Consider the following 21,410-nt stretch of genomic DNA (forward strand, 5'->3'; position numbering starts at 1 on the left):
TCATATCCTCCCTTTCTGCACTTACGTGCTTATTCCAGTCCTGCCTTTTGTCTGGCCTCGTGTACCTGCGCTGCCTGCTCGGCCTGAAGCTGGAACATATAATCTAAGTTAAAATTCGCATTGCCATTGCCGATATTTCCTGATTCTGCAATTGCTCTGGAATATTTACTCCACGGATAAGTTGTAATGATATCAAAATAATCGGTGACACGTACACCGCCAAGGCGATAATCTGTCACAAGTGTTTCCATATCAAAGTCAACGATTCTTGCTCCCTTAAAATCCTTCTTAATTGTTACCTTTGCCATGCCTCCAAGAAGAGTTGCCTCTTTTCGCTGCAAGGACTGAAAGTTTCCAAGTGAGTAGTAAATCAGCATTTTTCCACCATCCGGACGATCTATGTAATCAATTGGCTCTACAACATGAGGATGCGTTCCTATTACAAGATCAACTCCTTGTGCTGCCAGAAAAGCTGCCTGCTCAGTCTGAGAAGCATCTGTTCCCAAATTGTACTCGGTACCCCAGTGTGGAAACACAATCACAAAATCAGAGGCTTCCTTTGTCCTTTGAATTAATGTTGCCAGACGATCATAGTCAAGCATATCTACAAGATATTGTCCGTCTGCATTATAATCTCCCTTGCAGTTTAAAATATCTGTATAATTGATCATTCCAATTTTTATGCCATTTTTCTCAATTACGTGAATCTCGTCCCGTGTCTCCCAACTGTCATGAATACCAAGAAGCGTCAGCTGCGGATAATTGTTTCTAAAAAAGTCAACCATATAAAGACTGCCGACCTTTCCTATATCAAGGACGTGATTTGTTGCCGCAAGTACAACGTCAAATCCAGCATTTGCAATTGCTGCTGCTACCTCAGTACGGACATTGAAGCAAGGATAATCTTTGATTCCCCACTGATCACCTCCAATGACACACTCCTGATTGATGACTGCCAAATCAGCTGCCTGTACAATATCTCTGACATAAGCAAAATTGTAATCATAATTATAGCTTCCATCTGCCTGAAGTCCGCTCATTGACACATCATAGTGCATTAGATTATCTCCGACTGCGACAAGACTTACATATGTTGGCTTTTCTGACTTAACATCACCTATCACAACATTATGTGCCGGCTCAGCCTTAGAAGAAACATCTGCCTGTGTCTGCGTCTGTGTTTCTTCTTTTTCAATGACTGTGCTTACAATACTTTGTTCTTCAGTACTTTCTAATTGTAATTCACTTTCTGTTTGTAATTTGCTCTCTGATTGTGAGTCATTTTCTAATTGTGACTCAGACTCTGACTCACTTTCTGTCTGCGATTCCCCATTAAATGCATATGCCCATTTTGCATCCCTGCTTGATTCTAACATTTGCGGAAGCTGTGCGTTCTCCTTACGCATTTCCTTATGATATAACCCATTCATAAAAAGGATTATTCCGCCCACGCCAACTATAATTACTGCTGCTACTATGAGCCACGAAGTTACCAGCCAATGAAAACGGGCCTTCTTTCGTTCTTCTCTCTTACCTGCCACTTTCTTTTCCTGCTTATCAATACTTTCTAATACTTTTTATTCCAATCCAAAAGCCTCTGCCATGCGATCATATTCCTCATCGGTAATCACAACTACACTTCCGTGACGCTTCATAGTCTTTCCCATATCAAATTCTGACTCATCAAGAGGCTTAAAATCCATTGTCTTCAAGCTGTCGCACACAAGTGGAAGATATCCTTTATGGGAAGCAAACCTGTCAATGATCAGACACCACTTTTTCTGATCTTCTAAATAATAGATTTCTGGTCCCTCTACTCCATAAATTGCCTCCAGATTTGGGACAGGGCGATCTGTAAATGATTCTTTATTTAAATCTGGTGCTGTATCAGTTTTAATATTCTTTGTCGTCTCATCCTTTGAGAAACGGTAATATACGCCATCGTCATACACCATCGTAGAATCAATAACATGATTATCCTTCTCAAGATACACCTGTGCCTTAGTAAATTCATGAAAATCCTTTGTTCTTGCGGCATAAATACGCTGCTTTGGCTCTTTATCACCATCTAACTGTACCATAGATGCCCAAAATACAAGATAATTATCCTGCTGTCTGTCATAAATTGCCTCAGGTGCCCATGTACATCCTGCCTCTGGCACTGATACTTCTACTAATACCGGCTTACTCCAATGAATGAGATCCTTCGACTCCATAACAGCCAGATTTTTGCTTCCAGTTTTAACTGCAGCATCCCATCCTCTGCCATTTGCAATACAAAGATCTGTAGCAATAATTACAAAACCACTTCCGTCTGCCTTACGAATCAAAAATGGATCACGCAGACCACACTCTCCAACTTCTGAGCAAATTACTGGCTTTCCATCATGAAGATCCTTCCAGTGAAGACCATCCTTGCTCAAAGAAAAATAAATTTGCTCGCCCTGCGGCTGTTCTCCGATAAAATATGTAAATAAGTATGCCATATCAAACCAATTCCTTCCACATTATGTTCTCTTTTTCCCTGTCTTTTTCACAGGACATGTTCTTTCGTCAGTATAGCACAATTTTCATCATGATACAATTCTTTCATGATGAAAATCACAACTATCTTCTTTCCAAAACGCCAGAAGTATGCTACACTGAAAGCAGTCTTACAAAACAGGCATAGTCAATTCTTTGTCTGGAAATGAAAGGAGCTTTTTACCATGTTTCAACAGTTACTTGGGGAGTCTGCCAGCCCCGTCATTGCCTTCATCGGCATACTGGCCGCATTCTTTCTTACGTGCGTGTCACTTGCAAAAGGCAGCGCTCATCTTCCAAAGGATCAGGGGCGTGAATTTGCCGTAGGAGGCGCACTCTCTGCCGGAAAACCAAGAGGTGCCGGACTTATTTTCGTCCTTGTTTTTGCTATTACTGCCGTTTTATTCGCACATGTTGATCCAGAGATGATTATCTATCTTCTTCTTTTGATCTGCTGCATGATGACTGGATATCTTGACGATGCTGCAAAAACTTCATGGGGACGCTTAAAGAAGGGCATTCTTGATTTTCTTGTTGCTCTTTTAGTAACATTCACGTATCTTCATTTTAATGGCAATCAGATCACTCTTGCACTGACTGGATCTAGCTTTTCTATCCCAGCTCCTGTTTTTGCAGTTCTTTCTATCGCGCTGATCTGGATTTCTATTAATGTAACCAACTGCGCTGATGGTGTAGATGGTCTGTCTGGAACATTAACGATTATTACGATCATGACCTTCTACTTTGCAAACCAAATTTTGGGACGCACTGGAGATTTTGATTATTTAAGCTTACTGTTTGTTGTCTGCCTGCTTGGCTATCTGTGGTTTAATGCTACACCAAGTAAGATGCTTATGGGAGATGCAGGTTCCCGTGCCATGGGACTTTTCATCGCAATCGCAGCTCTTAAGTGCCATGATCCGTTCCTCTATATTTTAGCTGCACTTGTGCTTATCATCGATGGTGGTCTTGGTCTTGTAAAGCTTACATTAATCAAAACAGTTCATGTCCATATTTTAAAGAATGTGCGCACACCAATCCATGATTTTGTCCGCAAGACAAAGGGATGGTCTAACACACAGACTGTTTTTCGTTTCGCTATCATTCAGATCATTCTGTCTGTAGCACTTATTTACCTGATTATGTTATAAGATTTCTAATAAAATAAGAAGAAACTCTTATTTCATACGGATCCAGCCATAAAAATATAATTGCGATCCGCAAATACATTGAAACATTATTTTATTATGAGAAAGGAGATTTCGTTATGAAATTACCGAATTACTATGAGGATCCTAATACGCTCCATGTAGGTACCTGTGAAAACCGCAGCTACTACATCCCATACGGTCAGGATCTAAACAGCCACGCTACATTACTTTCCGGTGACTGGCGCTTTGGCTACTACCCATATCCGGAGGCTGTTCCAGCTGATTTTATCAATCCGGATTTTGATGATTCCTCTATGGATACCATCCCGGTTCCTTCCTGCTGGCAGTGCCACGGATATGATTATCATCAGTATACTAATGTAAATTATCCAATTCCTTTTGATCCGCCGTACGTTCCAAAGGAAAATGCAAGCGGTGCATACCGCACTACCTTCACTCTCTCAGCTGAGGCTGCAAAACAGCGCAATTTCCTGTATTTTGAGGGTGTTGATTCCTGTTTCTATGTATGGGTTAACGGCAAATTTGTCGGCTACAGCCAGGTTTCTCATTCTTCCAGCGAATTTGAAATTTCTTCTTTTGTTAATGAAGGCACAAACACACTGGCAGTTCTTGTATTAAAGTGGTGTGACGGCACATATCTTGAGGATCAGGACAAGCTTCGTATGTCCGGTATTTTCCGTGATGTTCTGCTTTTAACTCGTCCTAAGAGCTTTGTTCGCGACTATACTGTACGCACATTCTTAAAGGATGGCGGCGCTGGTGTAGTTCGTGTAAGTGTTGAAGCTGATGGTGAGATTTCCCCAGTTCTTACTCTGTGTGATGCTGACAAAAATCCAGTTGGTGAAGCTGTCTTAGCAGATGGTGTTTATGAGTTTACTGTTTTAAATGCAAAGCTTTGGACTGCTGAAACACCATATCTGTACACCTTAACTATTTCAACTGCTGATGAAGTGATCACTCAGGCAGTTGGTATCCGTGAAGTTTATATCAAGGATGGCGTTGTTTATGTAAACGGACAGAATCTTAAGTTCCGCGGAACAAACCGCCATGATTCAGACCCAGTGACTGGATATACTATCTCTAAGGAGCAGGCAATCCGCGATCTGACTCTTATGAAGCAGTTTAACTTTAACGCTATCCGTACAAGCCACTATCCAAACGCGCCGTGGTTTACAGAGCTTTGTGACCGTTATGGTTTCTATGTTATCGCTGAGTCTGATATTGAGATGCACGGATATTTAAGTACCTATCACAGTGACCGTGAGAACACATTAGGACTGCTTGATGAAGGCGGTGTCTTCACTGAGGCTGTTTTAGACCGCGTTCAGAGAAATGTTATCCGCGATAAGAACCATCCGTCTGTTTTAATCTGGTCTCTTGGAAATGAGGCTGGCTTTGGCTATGCTTACCAGAATGCCGGACGCTGGACAAAAGAGTATGACCCAACACGTCTTACTCACTATGAGTCTTCTACATGGGATCACTCCAATCGCTTTGATAAGAGTATGCTTGATCTTTACAGCCGTATGTATGCTACTACTGAGGAAGTTGACAGCTACTTTGCTGAGGAAGGTCCGAAGAAGCCATTTATCCAGTGTGAGTTTGTTCATGCAATGGGTAACGGCCCTGGAGATATCGAGGACTATTATCAGCAGATTATGAAATATGATGGCTTCTGCGGCGGCTTCGTATGGGAGTGGTGTGATCACGCAGTTAATCAGGGCGTTGCTGAAAATGGCAAGACAATGTATGGTTATGGCGGCGACTTTGGCGAGTATCCTCACGATGGAAACTTCTGTATGGATGGACTTGTATATCCAGACCGCACACCGCACACTGGTGTTTATGAGTGGAAGAATGTTGTTCGCCCTGTTCGCGCAAGACTTGTTGACGCACACAAGGTAACTCTCGCATTAAAGAACATGCTTGATTTCACTGATATGGCTGATGCTATTACTCTTTCCTATGAGTGTAAGGCTGACGGAGAGCTTCTTTGCTCTGGTGAAATTGCCGTTCCTTCTACTGCTCCGCACACTGAGTCAGAGGTTACAATTCCTGTTACTCTGCCAAAGACAGCAGCTGACTGCTACCTGAAGCTGACTTACCTTACAAAGACTGCTCATGAGCTTGTACCAGCTGGACATGAAGTTGGCTTTGATCAGTTCTTATTATCTGGAAGCGCTGTTCGTCGCCTGAATAGTGTTACTGATGAAACTACTGCTCCAACTGTTACAGAGGGTGATCGTTTCCTGACAGTAAGCGGTGAAGGCTTTACTTATCAGTATGATACATTTACTGGTATCTTCTCATCACTTGAGCGCGGCGGTGAAACTATCTCTATGGATTACAGCATTTTCCGTGCACCAACTGATAATGACCGCAACATACGTGAAGAGTGGGAGCGTGCAAATTATCATCACAGCCAGACACGCACCTACACAACAGAGTATGCAGTTGACGGTCAGACAGTACAGATCACAAGCACAGTTAATCTGTGTGCAGTTACTGTTCAGTCTATCATGAAATTCACTGTAATCTGGACAATTGATGGTGCTGGTACTATTACATGCAAGATTGATGCAAAGCGCAATACTGATATGCCGTATCTGCCAAGATTTGGTGTTGAGCTGACACTTCCAAAGAGCTGGCAGCAGGTTTCTTACTTAGGATATGGTCCTCAGGAATGCTATATTGATAAGCATCACCTGGCATGGTTCGATGCATTTGAATCTACTGTTGGGGATATGCATGAGGATTACATTAAGCCGCAGGAGAACGGAAACCACTATCACTGCCGCAAGGCTTCTGTTGGAAATGGAACAAACGGCGTGACTGCATATGCAGCAACCAGCTTTGATTTCTCTGTTTCTAACTACTCTGATTATGAACTGGCAGTAAAGAAGCATAATTATGAGCTTGAGGAAAGTGATTTTGTAACCATGCATCTTGACTACAAGAACAGTGGTGTTGGAAGTAATTCCTGTGGACCACAGCTTCTGCCGCAGTATCAAATGAATGACAAGGAATTTGAGTGGGAATATCAGCTAAAGTTCTGATGATAAGATGTGCTGCCCGGTAGGTTACGAGTAGTCAGCCATAAATATCTATAATGTTAACATAAAAGACCATATCAAAAGAGATGCTATTCCTCTACTGATATGGTCTTTTTTCGTTTAATTATTAAGTAACCTCAAGTAATACTCTTCAAAATCATTTTTATTTCGAGTAGGTTGGTGTCTCGTCTTTTCCTTTATAATCAAACAAACCGTCGTTTTTTTCTTCTAATGCTTTGATCATGTGATAGGTGTATTCATTATATGGGGTTGGAATGCCAAGTTCTTTGCCCATGCGCATCAGCGCACCGGAAAACATGTCAATCTCTGTATGGCGTTTTGCGTCTAAATCCTGCAGCGTTGAGTAACGAGCGGATGGCTTGACAGGAGAACCTTTTGCAGATGACTCGATTTTGCTAAATTCAATTCCTTTTGCAGCAGCAATTGCTTCTATTTCGCTGCGAAGACCTTCGCTGATCGCTTTCATATGAACACTATCGCGATAGCAGCCTACACCCGCACCGAGAATTGCCTGTGGAAGATTATTGCAGACATTTAGGCGAAACTTACTCCAGATTTCCTCGCGGATATAGTCAGTTATGCGATAGCTTATATCACTCTTTTCAAAAAGATCGCAGACTGCTTTGACTCGTTCACTTTGAAATGGTGATTTATACTCTCCGAAAATAATGCCAATTGTGGACTTGCGATCAAAATGATAGCCGTCTGGCTCTTTGTGGGATGCCACTTTGATCAAAGCCGGAAGAACATGTGACATGCCAATCTTTGCTCCTATTATTTCTTCGCTGTCTACACCATTCATCAGACTCATGACAATCGTGTTATGGCTAGTTGCCTGTTTGATTGTATCTAATGCGGTCGGCAATGCGCCATATTTTAATGAAACAATTAAAAGATCGATATTGTCTGTTTCCTGAGAGGTCCATACCTCTGGATGATAGGTCACTCCATTTATAGTACAGCCTGCACTCTTAAGACGTGCGTTTCGTTCTCCCTCTGCGATTACGCCAAGACGAATCTCCCTGCATCCTAAAATTCCTTCTATTACATAGGAGCCTACCGCTCCTGCTCCTAGAATTGCTACTTTTTTGATTTCCATAGTTTTTCTCCTTTGTTATCTATTCCTCTTCCAGCATTACTTTACAATCTTTAATACCTGAAAACAGCGCACTGTTTGTACCGATTTCAAAAAAATGTCGAAGCATGCTCATATTCAATGATTTTCCAAAGCGACGTGGGCGTGTGAATAATGTAACGAAACAGCCATCTTCTAAAATCTGTCTTATCACATCAGTCTTGTCCACATAGTAATATCCTTCTGTTCTGATCTTTTTGAAATTTTCAATTCCAATCGGAAGCTTTAACTGTGCCATTTAAATCTCCTTTCGATAATTCACTGCCATAATATGTTATGTATATGATACCATGGAACTACTTTTGTTACAAGTTTCTTTTTCTATAGTAAAACCGCCATGCAATCAGCTTTTACACTTATCGCACGGCGGCTTTCTCTTTAGTATCTTCGCAATCTTTTCTCTTTTGTAATCTAGGGCAGTCTTTTGTATCTTTGTATTACTTTTCTTTTGAAGGCATCCACTTTTGTACTTTTAGAAAACGCTTTTCTTTGGTACATTGTAAATCATCTTTTGTAAAAGCTATCCTTTGTACTTCTGAATTTTATCTTTTGTAAAAATCATCTTTCGTACAGGTTGTCTTTTGTAGGGTGATCCTGTATGGTTTCGTCATCTTTTGTATCTTGCTGCCCTGTTTCGTCAAAAGGTGATTCCTTTCGACAAAATTATCATAGCACACTTTTTAAACTTTGTCATTGAATTCGTCGTTCAATCAGCAACTTTTTTATATCTTCTTCGATATAGCCATTTCCCGCTATAATGTCAGACGGTGCCATAGCGTTTGCACTGCTTCCTTTTATATCAATCACTCGTCCGCCTGCTTCCTCGACAATAATTTTTCCTGCTGCAAAATCCCATGGCTTTAAATTTCGCTCAAAGTATGCCTCGACGCGTCCACAGGCAACATATGCCAGATCAACGGATGCTGCTCCCATACGGCGAATATCCACACAGTGCTCATAAATACAGCGGATTGCATTAAAATTTTCCTCGGTGAGATCACGATGATATGGGCTTGTTCCAACGGCAACAAGACTATCCTCTAATTTCCGTGTGTCACTTACATGAATCGGCTTTCCATTGCAGAACGCGCCTTTTCCCTTCTGTGCCCAGAAAATTTCATCAAGAAATGGCTGATAGATCACGCCGAGTGTCACCTGCCCCTGTTCACACAACCCTAGGGACAATGCACTATCCTTAAAGTCATGAATCAAATTTGTCGTGCCGTCTACTGGATCTAGAATCCAAACTGCACCGTTAAAATCAATGTCACTGTTATCCTTTTCCTCGCCCATGAACTGTACATCCGTCCATCGTTTTGACAGCTCGTTTCTCATATATTCCTGCACACGGATATCTACCTGCGTAACAAAATCTGCACGTCCCTTCACAGTTACATGCTCTGCCTCTGTGTGATTTAAAAACATCGGCTTTACGCTTTTTACTAGTTCAATGAGTTCGTTTATATCAATCTGCATTATTTAGTCTGTCCTTTCTTATTTAATTACTTCATGTTACTTTTTATCAGTTTACTGTCTTTTATTTCCTGCTCTTATATTTATGCTGCGCGTTTATTTTGTCACTTTTCGGGAGATTCTAAATTGTAACTATTTTACACTTCTACGAAAGGATTCCACCTATGAGACAAAATTTTATCCGTTGCGGCCTTACCGGCCTTTTCATTGAAATCTTCTTCACCGGAATGGGTGCTCTTTTTGCTCACGACTACAGCATGACTGGTCACTCTTCTATTATAATGTTTCCCATTTATGGATCTGCTGCTTTCATTGAACCTATCTGGCGCCGGCTTTGCAGCAAGCCAATCGTGCTGCGCGGTCTAATTTACACCATTTGTATATACGCTGTGGAATATACATCTGGCCTGCTTCTTCGCACACTCGGCATCTGCCCGTGGGATTACACTGGTGATCCTACAAATATAAATGGACTGATACGCCTTGACTTTGCACCATTTTGGTTTATCGCAGGACTTATCTTTGAGCGAATTATTATTTTAAATGACCTTAAATCTAAGCCACTTTCCTCTCACAAAACGGATTGTAAAGATAACGCCTCTTACTCCCCAGTCTGCGAACATTCCATACCAAACACCTATCGGACCTGTCTTTACGACACGCATCAAAAAGATAGAAAGTGCTACACGGCACAGCCACATCGTCAATGTCGCAGTAATCATTGAAAATCGCACATCACCTGCTGCGCGAAGACCATTTGGCGGTGTAAATGAAGGTACCCAAAGAAGAGGCTTTACAATCGTGATGGCAAGAATCATCTGCATACAAAGCGCGGTACTCTCTTCACTCATGCCTGCCAGTACAGTAACCGGCCGCGCCGCAATATACACAAGAATACAGCTTATAATCATCGCAACCTCTGCATAACCGGCAAGCTTCACTATGTAATATTTTGCCTCTTCCTGCCGTCCTGCACCAATGCTTTGGCCAACAACCGTCATTAATCCAATACCTATTCCGACTGCTGCCATTCCATTTACATTTTCGAAAATGATTGTCATCGCCTGTGCTGCGATTGCTGCTGTTCCAAGTGATGATACTGTAGACTGAATTGCAAGTTTTCCAAACTGGAACATTCCATTTTCTATACCTGACGGAACACCGATTGCAAGAATCTTCACTATCAGATTCAAGTCTGGGCGAATAGAAAAATAATTCTTAAGCTGAATTGCATAGCCTGGCTTTCTAAGTGCGTAGAAAACAACAAACGCACACAATGCTCGTGAAATCAATGTGGAAACAGCTGCTCCTGCTACGCCCATCTGTAAAACAAAAATAAACAATGTATTTCCAACAATATTAGCTACATTTGCGATCAGTGCTGTTTTCATTGTAAACTTAGAATTTCCACATGCACGATAAAATGCTGCGCCTGCCTGAAACAGTGCTATAAACGGATATGAAAGCGCCGTAATCAAAAAATAAATCTGAGCGTTAGTCATAACAGCTTCTTCGACACTTCCGAATATCAAATGAAGCAGCGGCTTTCGAAAGCCAACGCCAATAATCATAATAACAGATGAAATCACTACTACGGTAAGCACAATCTGTTTGGCAGCATCATTACAGCCTTTTTCATCTTTTCGTCCCAAATACTGTGAGCAGATGATTGCCGCACCTGCTGCCATCGCTGCGAATACCTGAAGTACCAGGTTGTTTATCGAATCAACAAGCGAAACGGCTGAAATCGCCTCTGCTCCGACACGGCTGACCATAAGCGTATCAACCATTCCCATCAAAGAGTTTAGCATCTGCTCAATAATTAAGGGAATCAGCAGCATCCACAGCGCCCGCCGCGGAAACAGCAAATTCCCATAATCAATCTTACTCTTATCGTAAAAAATATTTTTCATACTGTTATCTGCCTCCTGTGGTTATCAAATTTATCGTAACACCACAAAGCAGAAATTACAAGTTAGTTTTGTGTGTAAAATCCATCTTTCAAGGATTATACAAACTTTTTGCAAAATATACATCCTATTTTATACAGCACTGCTGTGCGCCAAGAAAATTCAGCCAACCTCTCTTTGAAGGATTTCTGTCAGCGCATTCTGGCTGCTTGTATGACAGCGCACAATATTAGCATTACATTTTTCTGCCTCTGTCACAGCGCAGTGAACCATTTTGTGAGAAACAGTATTGGTAAATAAAATCAGCAAATCAGGGCTTCCAATCTGACCACTCAAATTTGCAGACATCTGCGTAAACACCTTTGCCTTACATTTAAAATCCTTACAAATTTTCTTATACTGACTTACCATACGGTCATGACCACCAACAATAACAACACTCATTAAAACACTCCTTTCAAAATGCAAAATATTCTGATATAAACGATAAACTCTATTGATACTCAATAGCCTGCTTTTCTCATATGTTAGCTATTTCTAACTTGTGTTAAGTTTACCTTATTTTATTGTAAGCGTCAATGCTGTTATTGAGTTTTTTTCTCATTTTAATCCTGTTGCTTTCGTTATTTTAAACCTATTGACATGGTAGGTTTATAGTGCTATAATCCCCGTAAATAAAATATGTCCATAAAAGGAGGATACTGCCATGATTTACACATCTGCTGACCAGCTTATCGGAAAGACCCCTCTGCTGGAACTAACTCACATTGAAAAGGAACTCGGCCTGCAGGCCAGACTGCTCGCTAAGCTTGAGTATTTTAACCCAGCCGGATCTGTAAAGGATCGTGTTGCTAAGGCTATGCTTGATGATGCCGAAGCAAAGGGTATTTTAAAGCCTGACACTGTAATCATTGAGCCAACTTCCGGAAATACTGGAATCGGATTAGCAAGCGTTGCCGCAGCCAGAGGATATCGTCTGATCATAGTTATGCCTGATACAATGTCCATTGAGCGCCGTCAGCTAATGAAGGCATATGGTGCAGAGCTTGTGTTAAGTGATGGTTCTAAAGGCATGTCTGGTGCGATTGCAAAAGCTAATGAACTTGCAAAGCTCTATCCAAACAGCTTTATTGCTGGTCAGTTTGTTAATCCGGCAAATCCAAAAGCTCATTTTGAGACAACTGGTCCAGAAATTTACGAAGATACCGAGGGCAACGTTGATGTGTTTGTTGCCGGTGTCGGCACAGGCGGTACAATCACAGGTGTTGGCAAGTACTTAAAGTCCAAGAAACCGTCTGTAAAAATCGTTGCTGTTGAGCCAGCATCTTCAGCAGTCCTGTCCACTGGAAATGCAGGTCCTCATAAAATTCAGGGTATTGGTGCTGGCTTTATTCCAGAGGTGCTTGACACTTCCATTTATGATGAAATCATTGCTGTATCTAATGATGATGCCTTTACAACAGGAAAGAGCCTTGGAAAGAAAGAAGGCATCCTTACTGGTATCTCCTCCGGTGCTGCTCTGTGGGCAGCTATTGAGATTGCAAAACGGCCTAAGTCAAAAGGTAAGACAATTGTTGTGCTGCTTCCTGACACTGGTGATCGCTACCTTTCAACTCCACTTTTTGCTGATTAATTTTAAAAAAAGTCCGCCGCACCTGCATAACAGGTACGGCGAACTTTTCTTTTATAAGGAAGATTTACTACTAAAAGCTATTTTACTCAGCTGCCTTCTGTGCTTCTGGCAGTCTTGTGGTATTTCCATCCTCAAATGCAGCCTTACGCTCTTCAGTGATATCTGCAAATCCTGCATCATTGAAATCATCGGTATACTGCTGATACTTCTCGTCAAACTCTTCCGGTGTACACATGGTCAAAGTATCACGTGCTTCCTTGTACAGAGTAACTAATGTCTGCTGATACTCGGAAGTATTCTCCATAGAAGATGCATACAGACAGTCAGCAACTGCATACTTTTCAGCGATTTCCTGTCTTGCATAGTAGAAGTCGATTACATCCTGAGTGAAATCCTGCGGCAGATTGTGCGGTGTTGTTGCATAGATAACATCCTCGATAGTACCTGCTGCCTTAGATGCTGTCTCACAGCTCCAGTAATCACCGCTGCTGTTGTAACCCTGCTTGTAGTCTCCGCTGTAATCAGCTACAGATACTGGCAGACCATCTTCATTGTAGTTGAAGTTCTCACCCTCAATACCATACTGCATAGTAAAGAGTACATCATCGTTGCACATCCACTCAAGATACATCCATGCTGCCTTTAACTCATCCTCTGTTGCAGATGATGAGAAGCCTACCATCATACCAAATGGGTTATTTGAACGATAAGCAGGAGTAACAGTGATTCCATCCGCTGCTGTATCATCCTCAGTAACAACTGGATAAATAGCTAGCTCAGCATCTGGGTTTGTCTCATAGAAGGAAGTCAGTACAGGCATATCAGAGCTGATATAGCATCCATATGAATATGCATCACCGTTGATGAAGTTTGCCTTTGCTGTCTCGCCATCGATCAGGTAATACTCTGGATCTGTAATTCCGTTATTGTAATCCTCATTTGCTCTCTTTAACAGGTTGTAGTTTGCATCAGTTCCAAGTGCCGGAATGTTATAATCACCATACATAGCCCAGTCAAGCTCGTTAAACGGATACTCACGATATGCATGGTTCTGATCGGAACCAAGACCTGTGATCATAGTACCACCACCTGGATGCTCGCAAAGACCAGCCTCCTGGATCTTCTTCATTGCGTCAAGATACTCGTCACGCTTTGTTGGAACATGATCATAACCAACCTGCTTTAACCAGTCCATACGAACAAATGTCTGCCATGTATAGTTGATGTTGTAATTCGGATTAGATGCCAGTGCGAAATAAGTCTCATCACCGATTGTAGTATATGGAATCTGTCCGTCTGCCTCCATACGAGCATAGTAGTTTGGAGCTACCTCTTTGAATGCATCCATATCAAAGGAAGTTAAATATCCGTCATTTACCCATGTGGACAGCTTCGGATAATCGTACTCCATAAGAATTGTCGGAAGATTCTGATCAGCTGCAAGAAGTGCATAGCTTGTCATAACATCAGTTCTTGTGATCGGAACATACTCAACAGTGATGTTATACTTATCACCGAAGTTTTCCTGAATCCACTGTGTCCAGTAGTTGTTTGTTACATCCGGAACGCCCTCAACACCTCTGTCATAAACTGGAACACGTAAAGTTACATTCTCTGCAAATGGCTCCCAGTTATTCTCTACCTGATCTGACTCAGCTGCCTCACTGCCAGCCTCGGTAGCTGCCTCTGTGCTTGTCTCCTCAGCCATAACTGGAAGTGCGCCAAAAGCCATGATTCCTGCGAGGGAAATTGCTGCAAATTTTCTCATAATCGAACTTCTCCTTTCTCCTAAGATAGCTTACTACATCTTTCAGCCATCTTTTTCTCATGTCTACATAGTAGAACGATTATGAAAATGATTCTACTTACTTTTTTATTGTTTTCTCCTAATTATGACCTTTTAACTATAATGTTCATTTTAGAATCATGTTTTTATTATATTATTCACAACGTTAATATTCTTTACTTGATTCATATTAACGATTTCACTTTATTTTTTCTCTTATTTACCATTTTTATTGACAAAATAAGACAGCAGACATTTTATTGTCTGCTGCCCTGTCTCAAAATCTTATCTCTTAGCGAACTGCTTATTTTTATTGATTTTCCTCATGAAGAAGAGGCTTCATGCTCTCCATCGCAATTAAAAGTGTTGATGTATTATGCAAAAGTGCTGATGTAGTTGGCTGCAAAACACCTGCAATACCTCCCGCAATAAGTGCTGAGTTAAATCCCACTATTACCTTATAATTGCGATAAATACGCTTCATCAATCTCTTTGACAACTTGCGAAGTGTTACAACCTCAAACAGATCCTCTGCTGCTATTGTAACATCAGCGATTTCACGCGCTAATTCTGCACCATCGCTTATAGCAATGCCTACATCGGCAGCAGAAAGCGCCGGTGAATCATTTACACCATCTCCAACCATAATGACCTTTCGTCCTGCTGCCTTTTCCTGTTCAACAAAACGGGCCTTATCTTCTGGAAGTACCTCTGAAAAATACTGATCAACGCCAACTCTGCCTGCAATTGCTCTGGCAGTTCGATCACTATCTCCCGTCATCATTACTACCTTAGAAATTCCGCTTTCCTTCAGCGCACGAATCGCATCAGCGGCCTCCTCACGGAGCGGATCTTCAATGCAGATTACTGCAGCAAGTTCACCTTCAATTGCAAGATACAGATGAGAATACTCCAGCGGAAGCTGTTCAAACAACTTCTCCTTGCCTTCTGGAATATGACACTTTTCATCCTCAAAAACAAAGTGATGACTTCCAATAATTGTCTTTTTTCCTTCAAGCTGCGTGGAAATACCATGTGCCACAATATACTCTACTTTTGAATGCTTTTCCTCATGGTCAAGACTCTTTTTCTTTGCAGCATCCACAACAGCCTTTGCCATAGAATGAGGAAAATGTTCCTCCAGACATGCAGCCGTGCGAAGCAGCTCATCCTCAGAATCACCATTAAAAGAAACAACCTTCACAACAGTCGGCTCTGCTTTTGTCAGCGTACCAGTTTTATCAAATACAATTGTATCTGCATCTGCTATGCTCTCTAAAAACTTTCCGCCCTTTACATTGACGTTACGGTTTCTTGCCTCTTTAATTGCGGACAACACTGCAATCGGCATTGAAAGCTTTAGCGCACAGCAAAAATCTACCATCAACACAGAAGTAGCTTTTGTCAGATTTCTAGTAAAGAGATAAGTCAGTCCCGTTGTCAGGAAGGTATACGGAACAAGCTTATCTGCAAGGCGCTCTGCCTTTCCTTCCATAGATGATTTTAATTTTTCTGACTCCTCAATCATGACAACTATCTGCTCATAACGGCTCGCACCGCCAAGCTTTTTGACGTTAACTGTCAGCTCACCCTCCTCAAGAACTGTTCCTGCATACACAGTTGTTCCTGCATATTTTCTAACTGCTGCAGACTCGCCTGTCATAGACGCCTGATTCACCATGCCTTCTCCGCTCTCAACTGTTCCATCAAACGGAATGACATTGCCCATATGAATTACAATCTTATCATTTTCTTTGATCGTAGACGCATCAACAAGAACCTCCTGCTCACCGGCAATCATCCATACCTTAGATACATTTAAAGACATGCTTCTTGCAAGATCGCCAACAGACTTTTTATGAGTCCACTCCTCTAAGATCTCTCCAATTCCAAGAAGGAACATGACAGAGCTTGCCGTAGACACATCACCTCTTGCAATGGAGATGGTAATCGCAGTCGCATCAAGCACTGGGACCTCAAGCTTTCCCTTTGCAAGTGTTTTTACACCCTTCCAGATATAAGGAATCGCTGCTGCAAGTGTAATGCATGTACGTATTGGTGCCGGCACAAACAAATTCTTTGTGCAGCGCCAAACAACCGTTCCAACAAGCTTATCCCAATACTCGTTGTTCAGTGTTCTTCCCGAATGTGCCAGATAGCTTTCTGGTGCCTCAATCTCGTCTACATGGCACTTTCTTAAATAGGAAAGAACTGTTGCTCTGTCAGTCTTATAGCAAAGGACCACATCAGCGGTACGTTCATTGACGCGCACTGAAGTGATCCCCTCCTTATTAGACAGAGCATACTCAAGCAGATCAGCTTCCTTTGCCGTCATGTGCTTCATAATGGCACGGACACGTATTCTGCCCTTTGTTTCATGCTTTATCTTAAATTTCATTATTCAGCCTTCTCTTCTGTCTCGTTTTTTTCTGCCTCTGCTGTCTCTTCTGCCTCATCCTGACCTTCTGCATCTGCCGCTTCTTCTGCTGCCGCGCGATCATCATTGATCTGCTGTGCTCCGGCATAAATATCCTGCGCATTTTCCTGAATATTTGATACTACATCTAATACACAGTCCTTTGCACGAAGTACTGCTGCTGTAATCTTTGTATATACATTCTTTGCATCCTTGCTTGAAAGTGCCTTAATACCTGCTGTTCCAAACAGAACACCTGCTGCAAAAATACCACCTTTTTTGTAATCTAAATCATGTAAACTCATAGTTATATCCTCCTGTTTGATCTCTATGTAAAAAGCAGGCAAAGCTTTATTCTTTGCCTGCTTTTTATTATAAAGAATATGTGTAATGATTTCTACCGTCTTAATGATAAAGTTTATCATTACGAACATTTTTTCAATTAAGCCAGACCAACTTATGCCGGATTGATACTGCGAATCGCCTGCTTATCTTTGTAACCACATACGGAAAGTCCTGTCTGTATGATCTGATTCCACGCCTTTTGTGTAAGCACGATACTTGAATTATCATCAAATTCAATTGTGCATGCATGTTTTCCACTTTTCTGCACTTCATCTTCTAATTCATCACAAGGCTGTGTACAGGAAACCCTATACATGTTGCGGCGATTAATTGCTCCGATCTCCTCAAGCATGTTAATCATACGGTAAACTGTTGCTGAGCCAATGCTTGGGTCAATCTTCGATGCCTTGTAATAAATCTCTTTGCAGCTTGAACAATCCCCGTCCAGTATAATATCAAGCAACACCATCCGCTGCTTAGTGATCCTGCATCCTCGCTGTCTGAGTCTGTTTAATATCGCATCTTTTTGCATATTTCTTTGCTGCATAGGCTGCTCCATTCTTTTTTGCTCAGTGGCAATGACCTCCACAGTGCTTGCAGTCGCCTCCGCACTGGAGTGACTTTCCTGCTTTTTTATCCTTTACCATACTGCGAACAATCAGTCCAACCACACCTGCTACTACTACTCCTACAATTACTGTTCCCATAAGATACCTTACCTTTCAAACACATACACTCTTATTACCAACTATTACTTTACGGCTGCAACCTGAAACGTCTTGCTCTCCTTATATGGTCTGAACAACAGATAGATAAATGCTGCGATAATTACAAATGCAACTACTGTTCCAACACCAAAACCGGCACCTGTAAAGAGACGGCCAATCTGATTGATTACTAAAGCTACCAGATAAGCAAATCCACACTGATATCCAATTGCAATCCAGAACCACTTTGTATTATTCATCTCTCTCTTAATTGCACCCATTGCTGCGAAACACGGAGCACACAGCAAATTGAATGCCAAAAATGCGTAACCACTTACTGCTGTAAAGGAAGCTGCCATTGCTGCATAGACACTTACGCCTTCCTGTCCGCCATACAAGATACCCATTGTACCAACAATGTTTTCCTTTGCTACAAGACCTGTAACAGATGCAACAGTTGCCTGCCAGTTGCCAAATCCCTGCGGAATGAAGATCCAGCTGATTGCCTTACCAATAGTTGCAAGGATACTATAATCGATCTGATCGTCTTCAAGCATCTGGAATGCGCCATCAACAAATCCAAAGTAAGTAGTAAACCAAATTACGATAGTGGAAAGAAGGATGATTGTACCAGCCTTCTTGATGAAGGACCATCCACGCTCCCACATACTTCTAAGAACGCTGCCTACTGTTGGCATATGGTAAGCCGGAAGCTCCATAACAAACGGAGCCGGATCTCCAGCAAATAACTTTGTCTTCTTTAAGATGATACCAGAGCAGATAATTGCTGCGATACCAAGGAAATAAGCTGACGGAGCAACCCATGAAGCACCGCCGAAGATAGCACCTGCAACCATTGCGATAAACGGAAGCTTTGCACCACACGGAATGAAGGTAGTTGTCATGATGGTCATCTTGCGGTCTCTGTCATTCTCGATAGTACGTGAAGCCATGATTCCAGGAACACCACATCCAGAACCGATTAACATCGGGATAAAGGATTTACCAGAAAGACCAAACTTTCTAAAAATACGGTCCATGATGAATGCGATACGAGCCATGTATCCGCATCCTTCAAGGAAAGCTAAGAAGATGAACAAAATCAAGATCTGTGGAACGAAACCAAGTACAGCTCCTACACCGGCTACGATACCATCCATGATCAGACCTCTTAACCAGTCTGCACAATTTGCTGCATCAAGAGCAGACTCCAAAAATGCTGGAATACCAGGAATCCAGATGCCATAATCGGCATTATCAGGAGCGGTTGCATTCCACTTTTCATAAACTTCTACTGCTGCCTTTAAATCAGCGCCATTAGCAGTCTCATCTTCCTCTGCCATGGTTTCCTCATCCTGAACAACGTAAGTTACTTCTGCGTCATCTGCTACTGTTGCTGCATAAGCTTTTACAGCTGTGATTGCTGCCTCTGGATCATAATCCTCTGATTCAGCATCTACTGCTGCTGCCAGTTCCTCATCACCAGACTCATCAACGAATGCATTAATGATTGTCTCTGCATCGCCATACTCACCAGCATCTTCTTCATATGCACTGCGGCCAATTCCTGCCAGATACCAGCCATCGCCAAATACTCCGTCATTTGCCCAGTCAGTTGCAATGGTTCCAACTGTTGTTACTGATACATAATATACAATATACATGATAACAGCAAAAATTGGAAGAGCCAGAAAACGATTCGTTACAATACGGTCAATCTTATCGGAAAGCGTCAGCTTCTTGCCGCCATGTGCCTTTTTACAGCACTCACCGATAATAGATGAAATGTATGTATAACGCTCATTTGTGATAATACTCTCAGTATCATCATCAAATGTATCCTCCATGCGGCTGATCTCATCAGAAACATCCGGAACAGACTTCATCTGAGCTGCAATCTTATCATCCTTCTCAAGAAGCTTGATTGCAAAGAAGCGCTTCTGCTCATCCTTGATTCCGGTCAGCTTATTCTCAACATCTGCAATAATGTCCTCTGCTTCCTTTGAAAACTCATGTACCGGCTTGCTTAATGTTTTTTTCTTTGCAAGCTCAACTGCCTTGTTTGCTGCTTCCTTAATACCGTCACCCTTTAATGCTGAAATCTCAACAACAGGGCATCCAAGCTTTTTGGACAGCTTATCAACATTAATCTGATCACCACTCTTGCGAACAAGATCCATCATATTGATTGCCATAACTACTGGAATACCCAGCTCCATGATCTGTGTAGACAAATACAGATTTCTCTCAATATTAGTACCATCTACGATATTTAAAATCGCATCTGGTCTGTCCGTGATCAGATAATTTCTTGCTACAACTTCCTCAAGTGTATAAGGGGATAATGAATAAATACCCGGAAGATCCATAATTGTAGCTTCCTTATCCCACTTTAACTTACCTTCCTTCTTCTCAACTGTAACACCTGGCCAGTTTCCTACAAACTGATTGGATCCTGTCAGCGCATTAAAAAGTGTTGTTTTACCACAGTTGGGATTACCTGCTAATGCAATCTTAATTGACATTACAAACCTCCTGTTTTCTCGCCTTTTTTACTATTTTGCAAATGCTACTTTGATTTGTCACGGCTGATTTCTAATCGCTTACGCTCATTTTTATTAGTATAAGCTAACCTTTAGGTAAAAAAAATTTATTCTACCTCAATCATCTCAGCATCTGCCTTACGCAGTGATAACTCGTATCCTCTTACAGTTACCTCTACCGGATCACCAAGCGGTGCTACCTTTCTTACATAGATCTCAACGCCCTTTGTGATTCCCATATCCATGATACGGCGCTTCACCGGGCCTTCACCTGTCAGCTTCTTTACCTTTACAGTCTGACCGATGCTTGCATCCTTCAGTGTTTTCATATCAAACCCCTTTCCGCGACCTGGTGTATAACAGGTGCACATTGTTTCTCTTAGGAAACCAAGATTTTACCGGCCATGTCCTTGCCAATCGCAACTCTTGAATCCTTTACGTTGACAATCAGATTACCCTGAATCTCAGAAATAACCGTAACAATTGCGCCGACAACAAACCCTAGTCTCTCCAGAAACAATCTGGTTTCCTCCTTGCCGCCAATCTTGCATATTACATTCTCCTTGCCCTCTGGAGCCATCGATAATGGCATAGCACATACCTCTCTTTCTTTTATTTCTTATACTTGATAACATTTATCATTTCCTATCGCAAATTAGTATACCCAAACCCTTATTAGATGTCAAGAACTTT

Annotated in this window: 17 protein-coding genes and 2 pseudogenes; 4 read left to right on the forward strand and 15 right to left on the reverse strand. The window is 41.8% G+C overall.

Going from position 1 to position 21,410, the window contains the following annotated elements:
- Window positions 1-29 precede the first annotated feature (29 nt).
- Window positions 30-1,541 (reverse strand): CapA family protein, encoded by a 1,512-nt coding sequence (locus tag WJP93_RS12815; protein ID WP_337548677.1) that lies wholly within the window; start codon window positions 1,539-1,541, stop codon window positions 30-32.
- A gap of 36 nt (window positions 1,542-1,577) precedes the next feature.
- Window positions 1,578-2,486, reverse strand: coding sequence for a glycoside hydrolase family 43 protein (locus tag WJP93_RS12820; protein ID WP_337548678.1), 909 nt, complete (start codon window positions 2,484-2,486; stop codon window positions 1,578-1,580).
- Between the two features lie 222 nt (window positions 2,487-2,708).
- Here WJP93_RS12820 and WJP93_RS12825 point away from each other — a divergent pair, with 222 nt between their 5' ends.
- A complete protein-coding gene (locus WJP93_RS12825) occupies window positions 2,709-3,674 on the forward strand; it encodes a phospho-N-acetylmuramoyl-pentapeptide-transferase (RefSeq protein ID WP_262536012.1) in 966 nt (321 codons plus the stop codon).
- Between the two features lie 116 nt (window positions 3,675-3,790).
- A complete protein-coding gene (locus tag WJP93_RS12830; RefSeq protein WP_337548679.1) occupies window positions 3,791-6,751 on the forward strand; it encodes a glycoside hydrolase family 2 TIM barrel-domain containing protein in 2,961 nt (986 codons plus the stop codon).
- 160 nt (window positions 6,752-6,911) lie between these two features.
- On the opposite strand, the gene WJP93_RS12835 is transcribed toward WJP93_RS12830, so the two are convergent.
- The 3 genes and pseudogenes from WJP93_RS12835 to WJP93_RS12845 form a co-directional block, all read right to left on the reverse strand.
- Window positions 6,912-7,868 (reverse strand): 2-dehydropantoate 2-reductase, encoded by a 957-nt coding sequence (locus tag WJP93_RS12835; protein ID WP_337548680.1) that lies wholly within the window; start codon window positions 7,866-7,868, stop codon window positions 6,912-6,914.
- 55 nt (window positions 7,869-7,923) lie between these two features.
- Window positions 7,924-8,142, reverse strand: a pseudogene (locus WJP93_RS12840) (AAA family ATPase); the annotation flags it as partial.
- A gap of 452 nt (window positions 8,143-8,594) precedes the next feature.
- A complete protein-coding gene (locus tag WJP93_RS12845) occupies window positions 8,595-9,380 on the reverse strand; it encodes an inositol monophosphatase family protein (RefSeq protein WP_337548681.1) in 786 nt (261 codons plus the stop codon).
- Window positions 9,381-9,541: 161 nt separating this feature from the next.
- Between WJP93_RS12845 and WJP93_RS12850 the strand changes: the two are divergent.
- Window positions 9,542-9,901, forward strand: a pseudogene (locus WJP93_RS12850) (hypothetical protein); the annotation flags it as partial.
- 15 nt (window positions 9,902-9,916) lie between these two features.
- Here the strand turns inward: WJP93_RS12850 and WJP93_RS12855 are convergent.
- Both WJP93_RS12855 and WJP93_RS12860 read right to left on the reverse strand, forming a co-directional pair.
- The gene (locus WJP93_RS12855) at window positions 9,917-11,290 is read right to left on the reverse strand and encodes an MATE family efflux transporter (RefSeq protein WP_337548682.1); all 1,374 of its coding nucleotides are present in this window, start codon (window positions 11,288-11,290) and stop codon (window positions 9,917-9,919) included.
- A 159-nt stretch (window positions 11,291-11,449) separates the two neighbouring features.
- Window positions 11,450-11,731, reverse strand: coding sequence for a DUF2325 domain-containing protein (locus WJP93_RS12860; protein WP_066560903.1), 282 nt, complete (start codon window positions 11,729-11,731; stop codon window positions 11,450-11,452).
- A gap of 262 nt (window positions 11,732-11,993) precedes the next feature.
- Here WJP93_RS12860 and cysK point away from each other — a divergent pair, with 262 nt between their 5' ends.
- The gene (cysK, locus tag WJP93_RS12865; RefSeq protein WP_066560901.1) at window positions 11,994-12,920 is read left to right on the forward strand and encodes a cysteine synthase A; all 927 of its coding nucleotides are present in this window, start codon (window positions 11,994-11,996) and stop codon (window positions 12,918-12,920) included.
- Window positions 12,921-13,002: 82 nt separating this feature from the next.
- Here cysK and WJP93_RS12870 read toward each other — a convergent pair whose 3' ends face one another.
- From WJP93_RS12870 to WJP93_RS12905, 8 genes are all read right to left on the reverse strand, one after another.
- A complete protein-coding gene (locus WJP93_RS12870; protein ID WP_337548683.1) occupies window positions 13,003-14,688 on the reverse strand; it encodes an extracellular solute-binding protein in 1,686 nt (561 codons plus the stop codon).
- Window positions 14,689-15,016: 328 nt separating this feature from the next.
- Window positions 15,017-17,104, reverse strand: a complete 2,088-nt coding sequence (locus WJP93_RS12875) for a heavy metal translocating P-type ATPase (protein WP_337548684.1) — start codon at window positions 17,102-17,104, stop codon at window positions 15,017-15,019.
- Window positions 17,104-17,427: a DUF6110 family protein gene (locus tag WJP93_RS12880; RefSeq protein ID WP_337548685.1), complete on the reverse strand. Its 324-nt coding sequence runs from the start codon at window positions 17,425-17,427 to the stop codon at window positions 17,104-17,106. The genes WJP93_RS12875 and WJP93_RS12880 overlap by 1 nt, the downstream gene beginning before the upstream one ends.
- A gap of 152 nt (window positions 17,428-17,579) precedes the next feature.
- Window positions 17,580-18,014, reverse strand: a complete 435-nt coding sequence (locus WJP93_RS12885) for a transcriptional repressor (RefSeq protein ID WP_337548686.1) — start codon at window positions 18,012-18,014, stop codon at window positions 17,580-17,582.
- 22 nt (window positions 18,015-18,036) lie between these two features.
- Complete coding sequence (locus tag WJP93_RS12890; RefSeq protein WP_082868596.1) at window positions 18,037-18,174, reverse strand: FeoB-associated Cys-rich membrane protein; 138 nt, start codon at window positions 18,172-18,174, stop codon at window positions 18,037-18,039.
- A gap of 44 nt (window positions 18,175-18,218) precedes the next feature.
- On the reverse strand, window positions 18,219-20,699 hold the full coding sequence (locus WJP93_RS12895; RefSeq protein WP_337548687.1) for a ferrous iron transporter B: 2,481 nt from the start codon (window positions 20,697-20,699) through the stop codon (window positions 18,219-18,221).
- A gap of 125 nt (window positions 20,700-20,824) precedes the next feature.
- Window positions 20,825-21,046, reverse strand: coding sequence for a ferrous iron transport protein A (locus WJP93_RS12900; RefSeq protein WP_227100597.1), 222 nt, complete (start codon window positions 21,044-21,046; stop codon window positions 20,825-20,827).
- A 50-nt stretch (window positions 21,047-21,096) separates the two neighbouring features.
- Window positions 21,097-21,309: a FeoA family protein gene (locus WJP93_RS12905; RefSeq protein ID WP_066560884.1), complete on the reverse strand. Its 213-nt coding sequence runs from the start codon at window positions 21,307-21,309 to the stop codon at window positions 21,097-21,099.
- Window positions 21,310-21,410: the final 101 nt, after the last annotated feature.

The organism is Anthropogastromicrobium sp. (genome assembly GCF_037349415.1).
GTDB classification, from domain to species: Bacteria; Bacillota; Clostridia; order Lachnospirales; family Lachnospiraceae; genus Anthropogastromicrobium; species Anthropogastromicrobium aceti.

Excerpts from the sequence above, each read along its gene's own strand:
- WJP93_RS12820 (WP_337548678.1), bottom strand. The coding sequence starts at position 2,486 with ATGGCATACTTATTTACATATTTTATCGGAGAACAGCCGCAGGGCGAG.
- WJP93_RS12825 (WP_262536012.1), top strand. The coding sequence starts at position 2,709 with ATGTTTCAACAGTTACTTGGGGAGTCTGCCAGCCCCGTCATTGCCTTC.
- WJP93_RS12830 (WP_337548679.1), top strand. The coding sequence starts at position 3,791 with ATGAAATTACCGAATTACTATGAGGATCCTAATACGCTCCATGTAGGT.
- WJP93_RS12835 (WP_337548680.1), bottom strand. The coding sequence starts at position 7,868 with ATGGAAATCAAAAAAGTAGCAATTCTAGGAGCAGGAGCGGTAGGCTCC.
- WJP93_RS12845 (WP_337548681.1), bottom strand. The coding sequence starts at position 9,380 with ATGCAGATTGATATAAACGAACTCATTGAACTAGTAAAAAGCGTAAAG.
- WJP93_RS12855 (WP_337548682.1), bottom strand. The coding sequence starts at position 11,290 with ATGAAAAATATTTTTTACGATAAGAGTAAGATTGATTATGGGAATTTG.
- WJP93_RS12860 (WP_066560903.1), bottom strand. The coding sequence starts at position 11,731 with ATGAGTGTTGTTATTGTTGGTGGTCATGACCGTATGGTAAGTCAGTAT.
- cysK (WP_066560901.1), top strand. The coding sequence starts at position 11,994 with ATGATTTACACATCTGCTGACCAGCTTATCGGAAAGACCCCTCTGCTG.
- WJP93_RS12870 (WP_337548683.1), bottom strand. The coding sequence starts at position 14,688 with ATGAGAAAATTTGCAGCAATTTCCCTCGCAGGAATCATGGCTTTTGGC.
- WJP93_RS12875 (WP_337548684.1), bottom strand. The coding sequence starts at position 17,104 with ATGAAATTTAAGATAAAGCATGAAACAAAGGGCAGAATACGTGTCCGT.
- WJP93_RS12880 (WP_337548685.1), bottom strand. The coding sequence starts at position 17,427 with ATGAGTTTACATGATTTAGATTACAAAAAAGGTGGTATTTTTGCAGCA.
- WJP93_RS12885 (WP_337548686.1), bottom strand. The coding sequence starts at position 18,014 with ATGCAGCAAAGAAATATGCAAAAAGATGCGATATTAAACAGACTCAGA.
- WJP93_RS12890 (WP_082868596.1), bottom strand. The coding sequence starts at position 18,174 with ATGGGAACAGTAATTGTAGGAGTAGTAGTAGCAGGTGTGGTTGGACTG.
- WJP93_RS12895 (WP_337548687.1), bottom strand. The coding sequence starts at position 20,699 with ATGTCAATTAAGATTGCATTAGCAGGTAATCCCAACTGTGGTAAAACA.
- WJP93_RS12900 (WP_227100597.1), bottom strand. The coding sequence starts at position 21,046 with ATGAAAACACTGAAGGATGCAAGCATCGGTCAGACTGTAAAGGTAAAG.
- WJP93_RS12905 (WP_066560884.1), bottom strand. The coding sequence starts at position 21,309 with ATGCCATTATCGATGGCTCCAGAGGGCAAGGAGAATGTAATATGCAAG.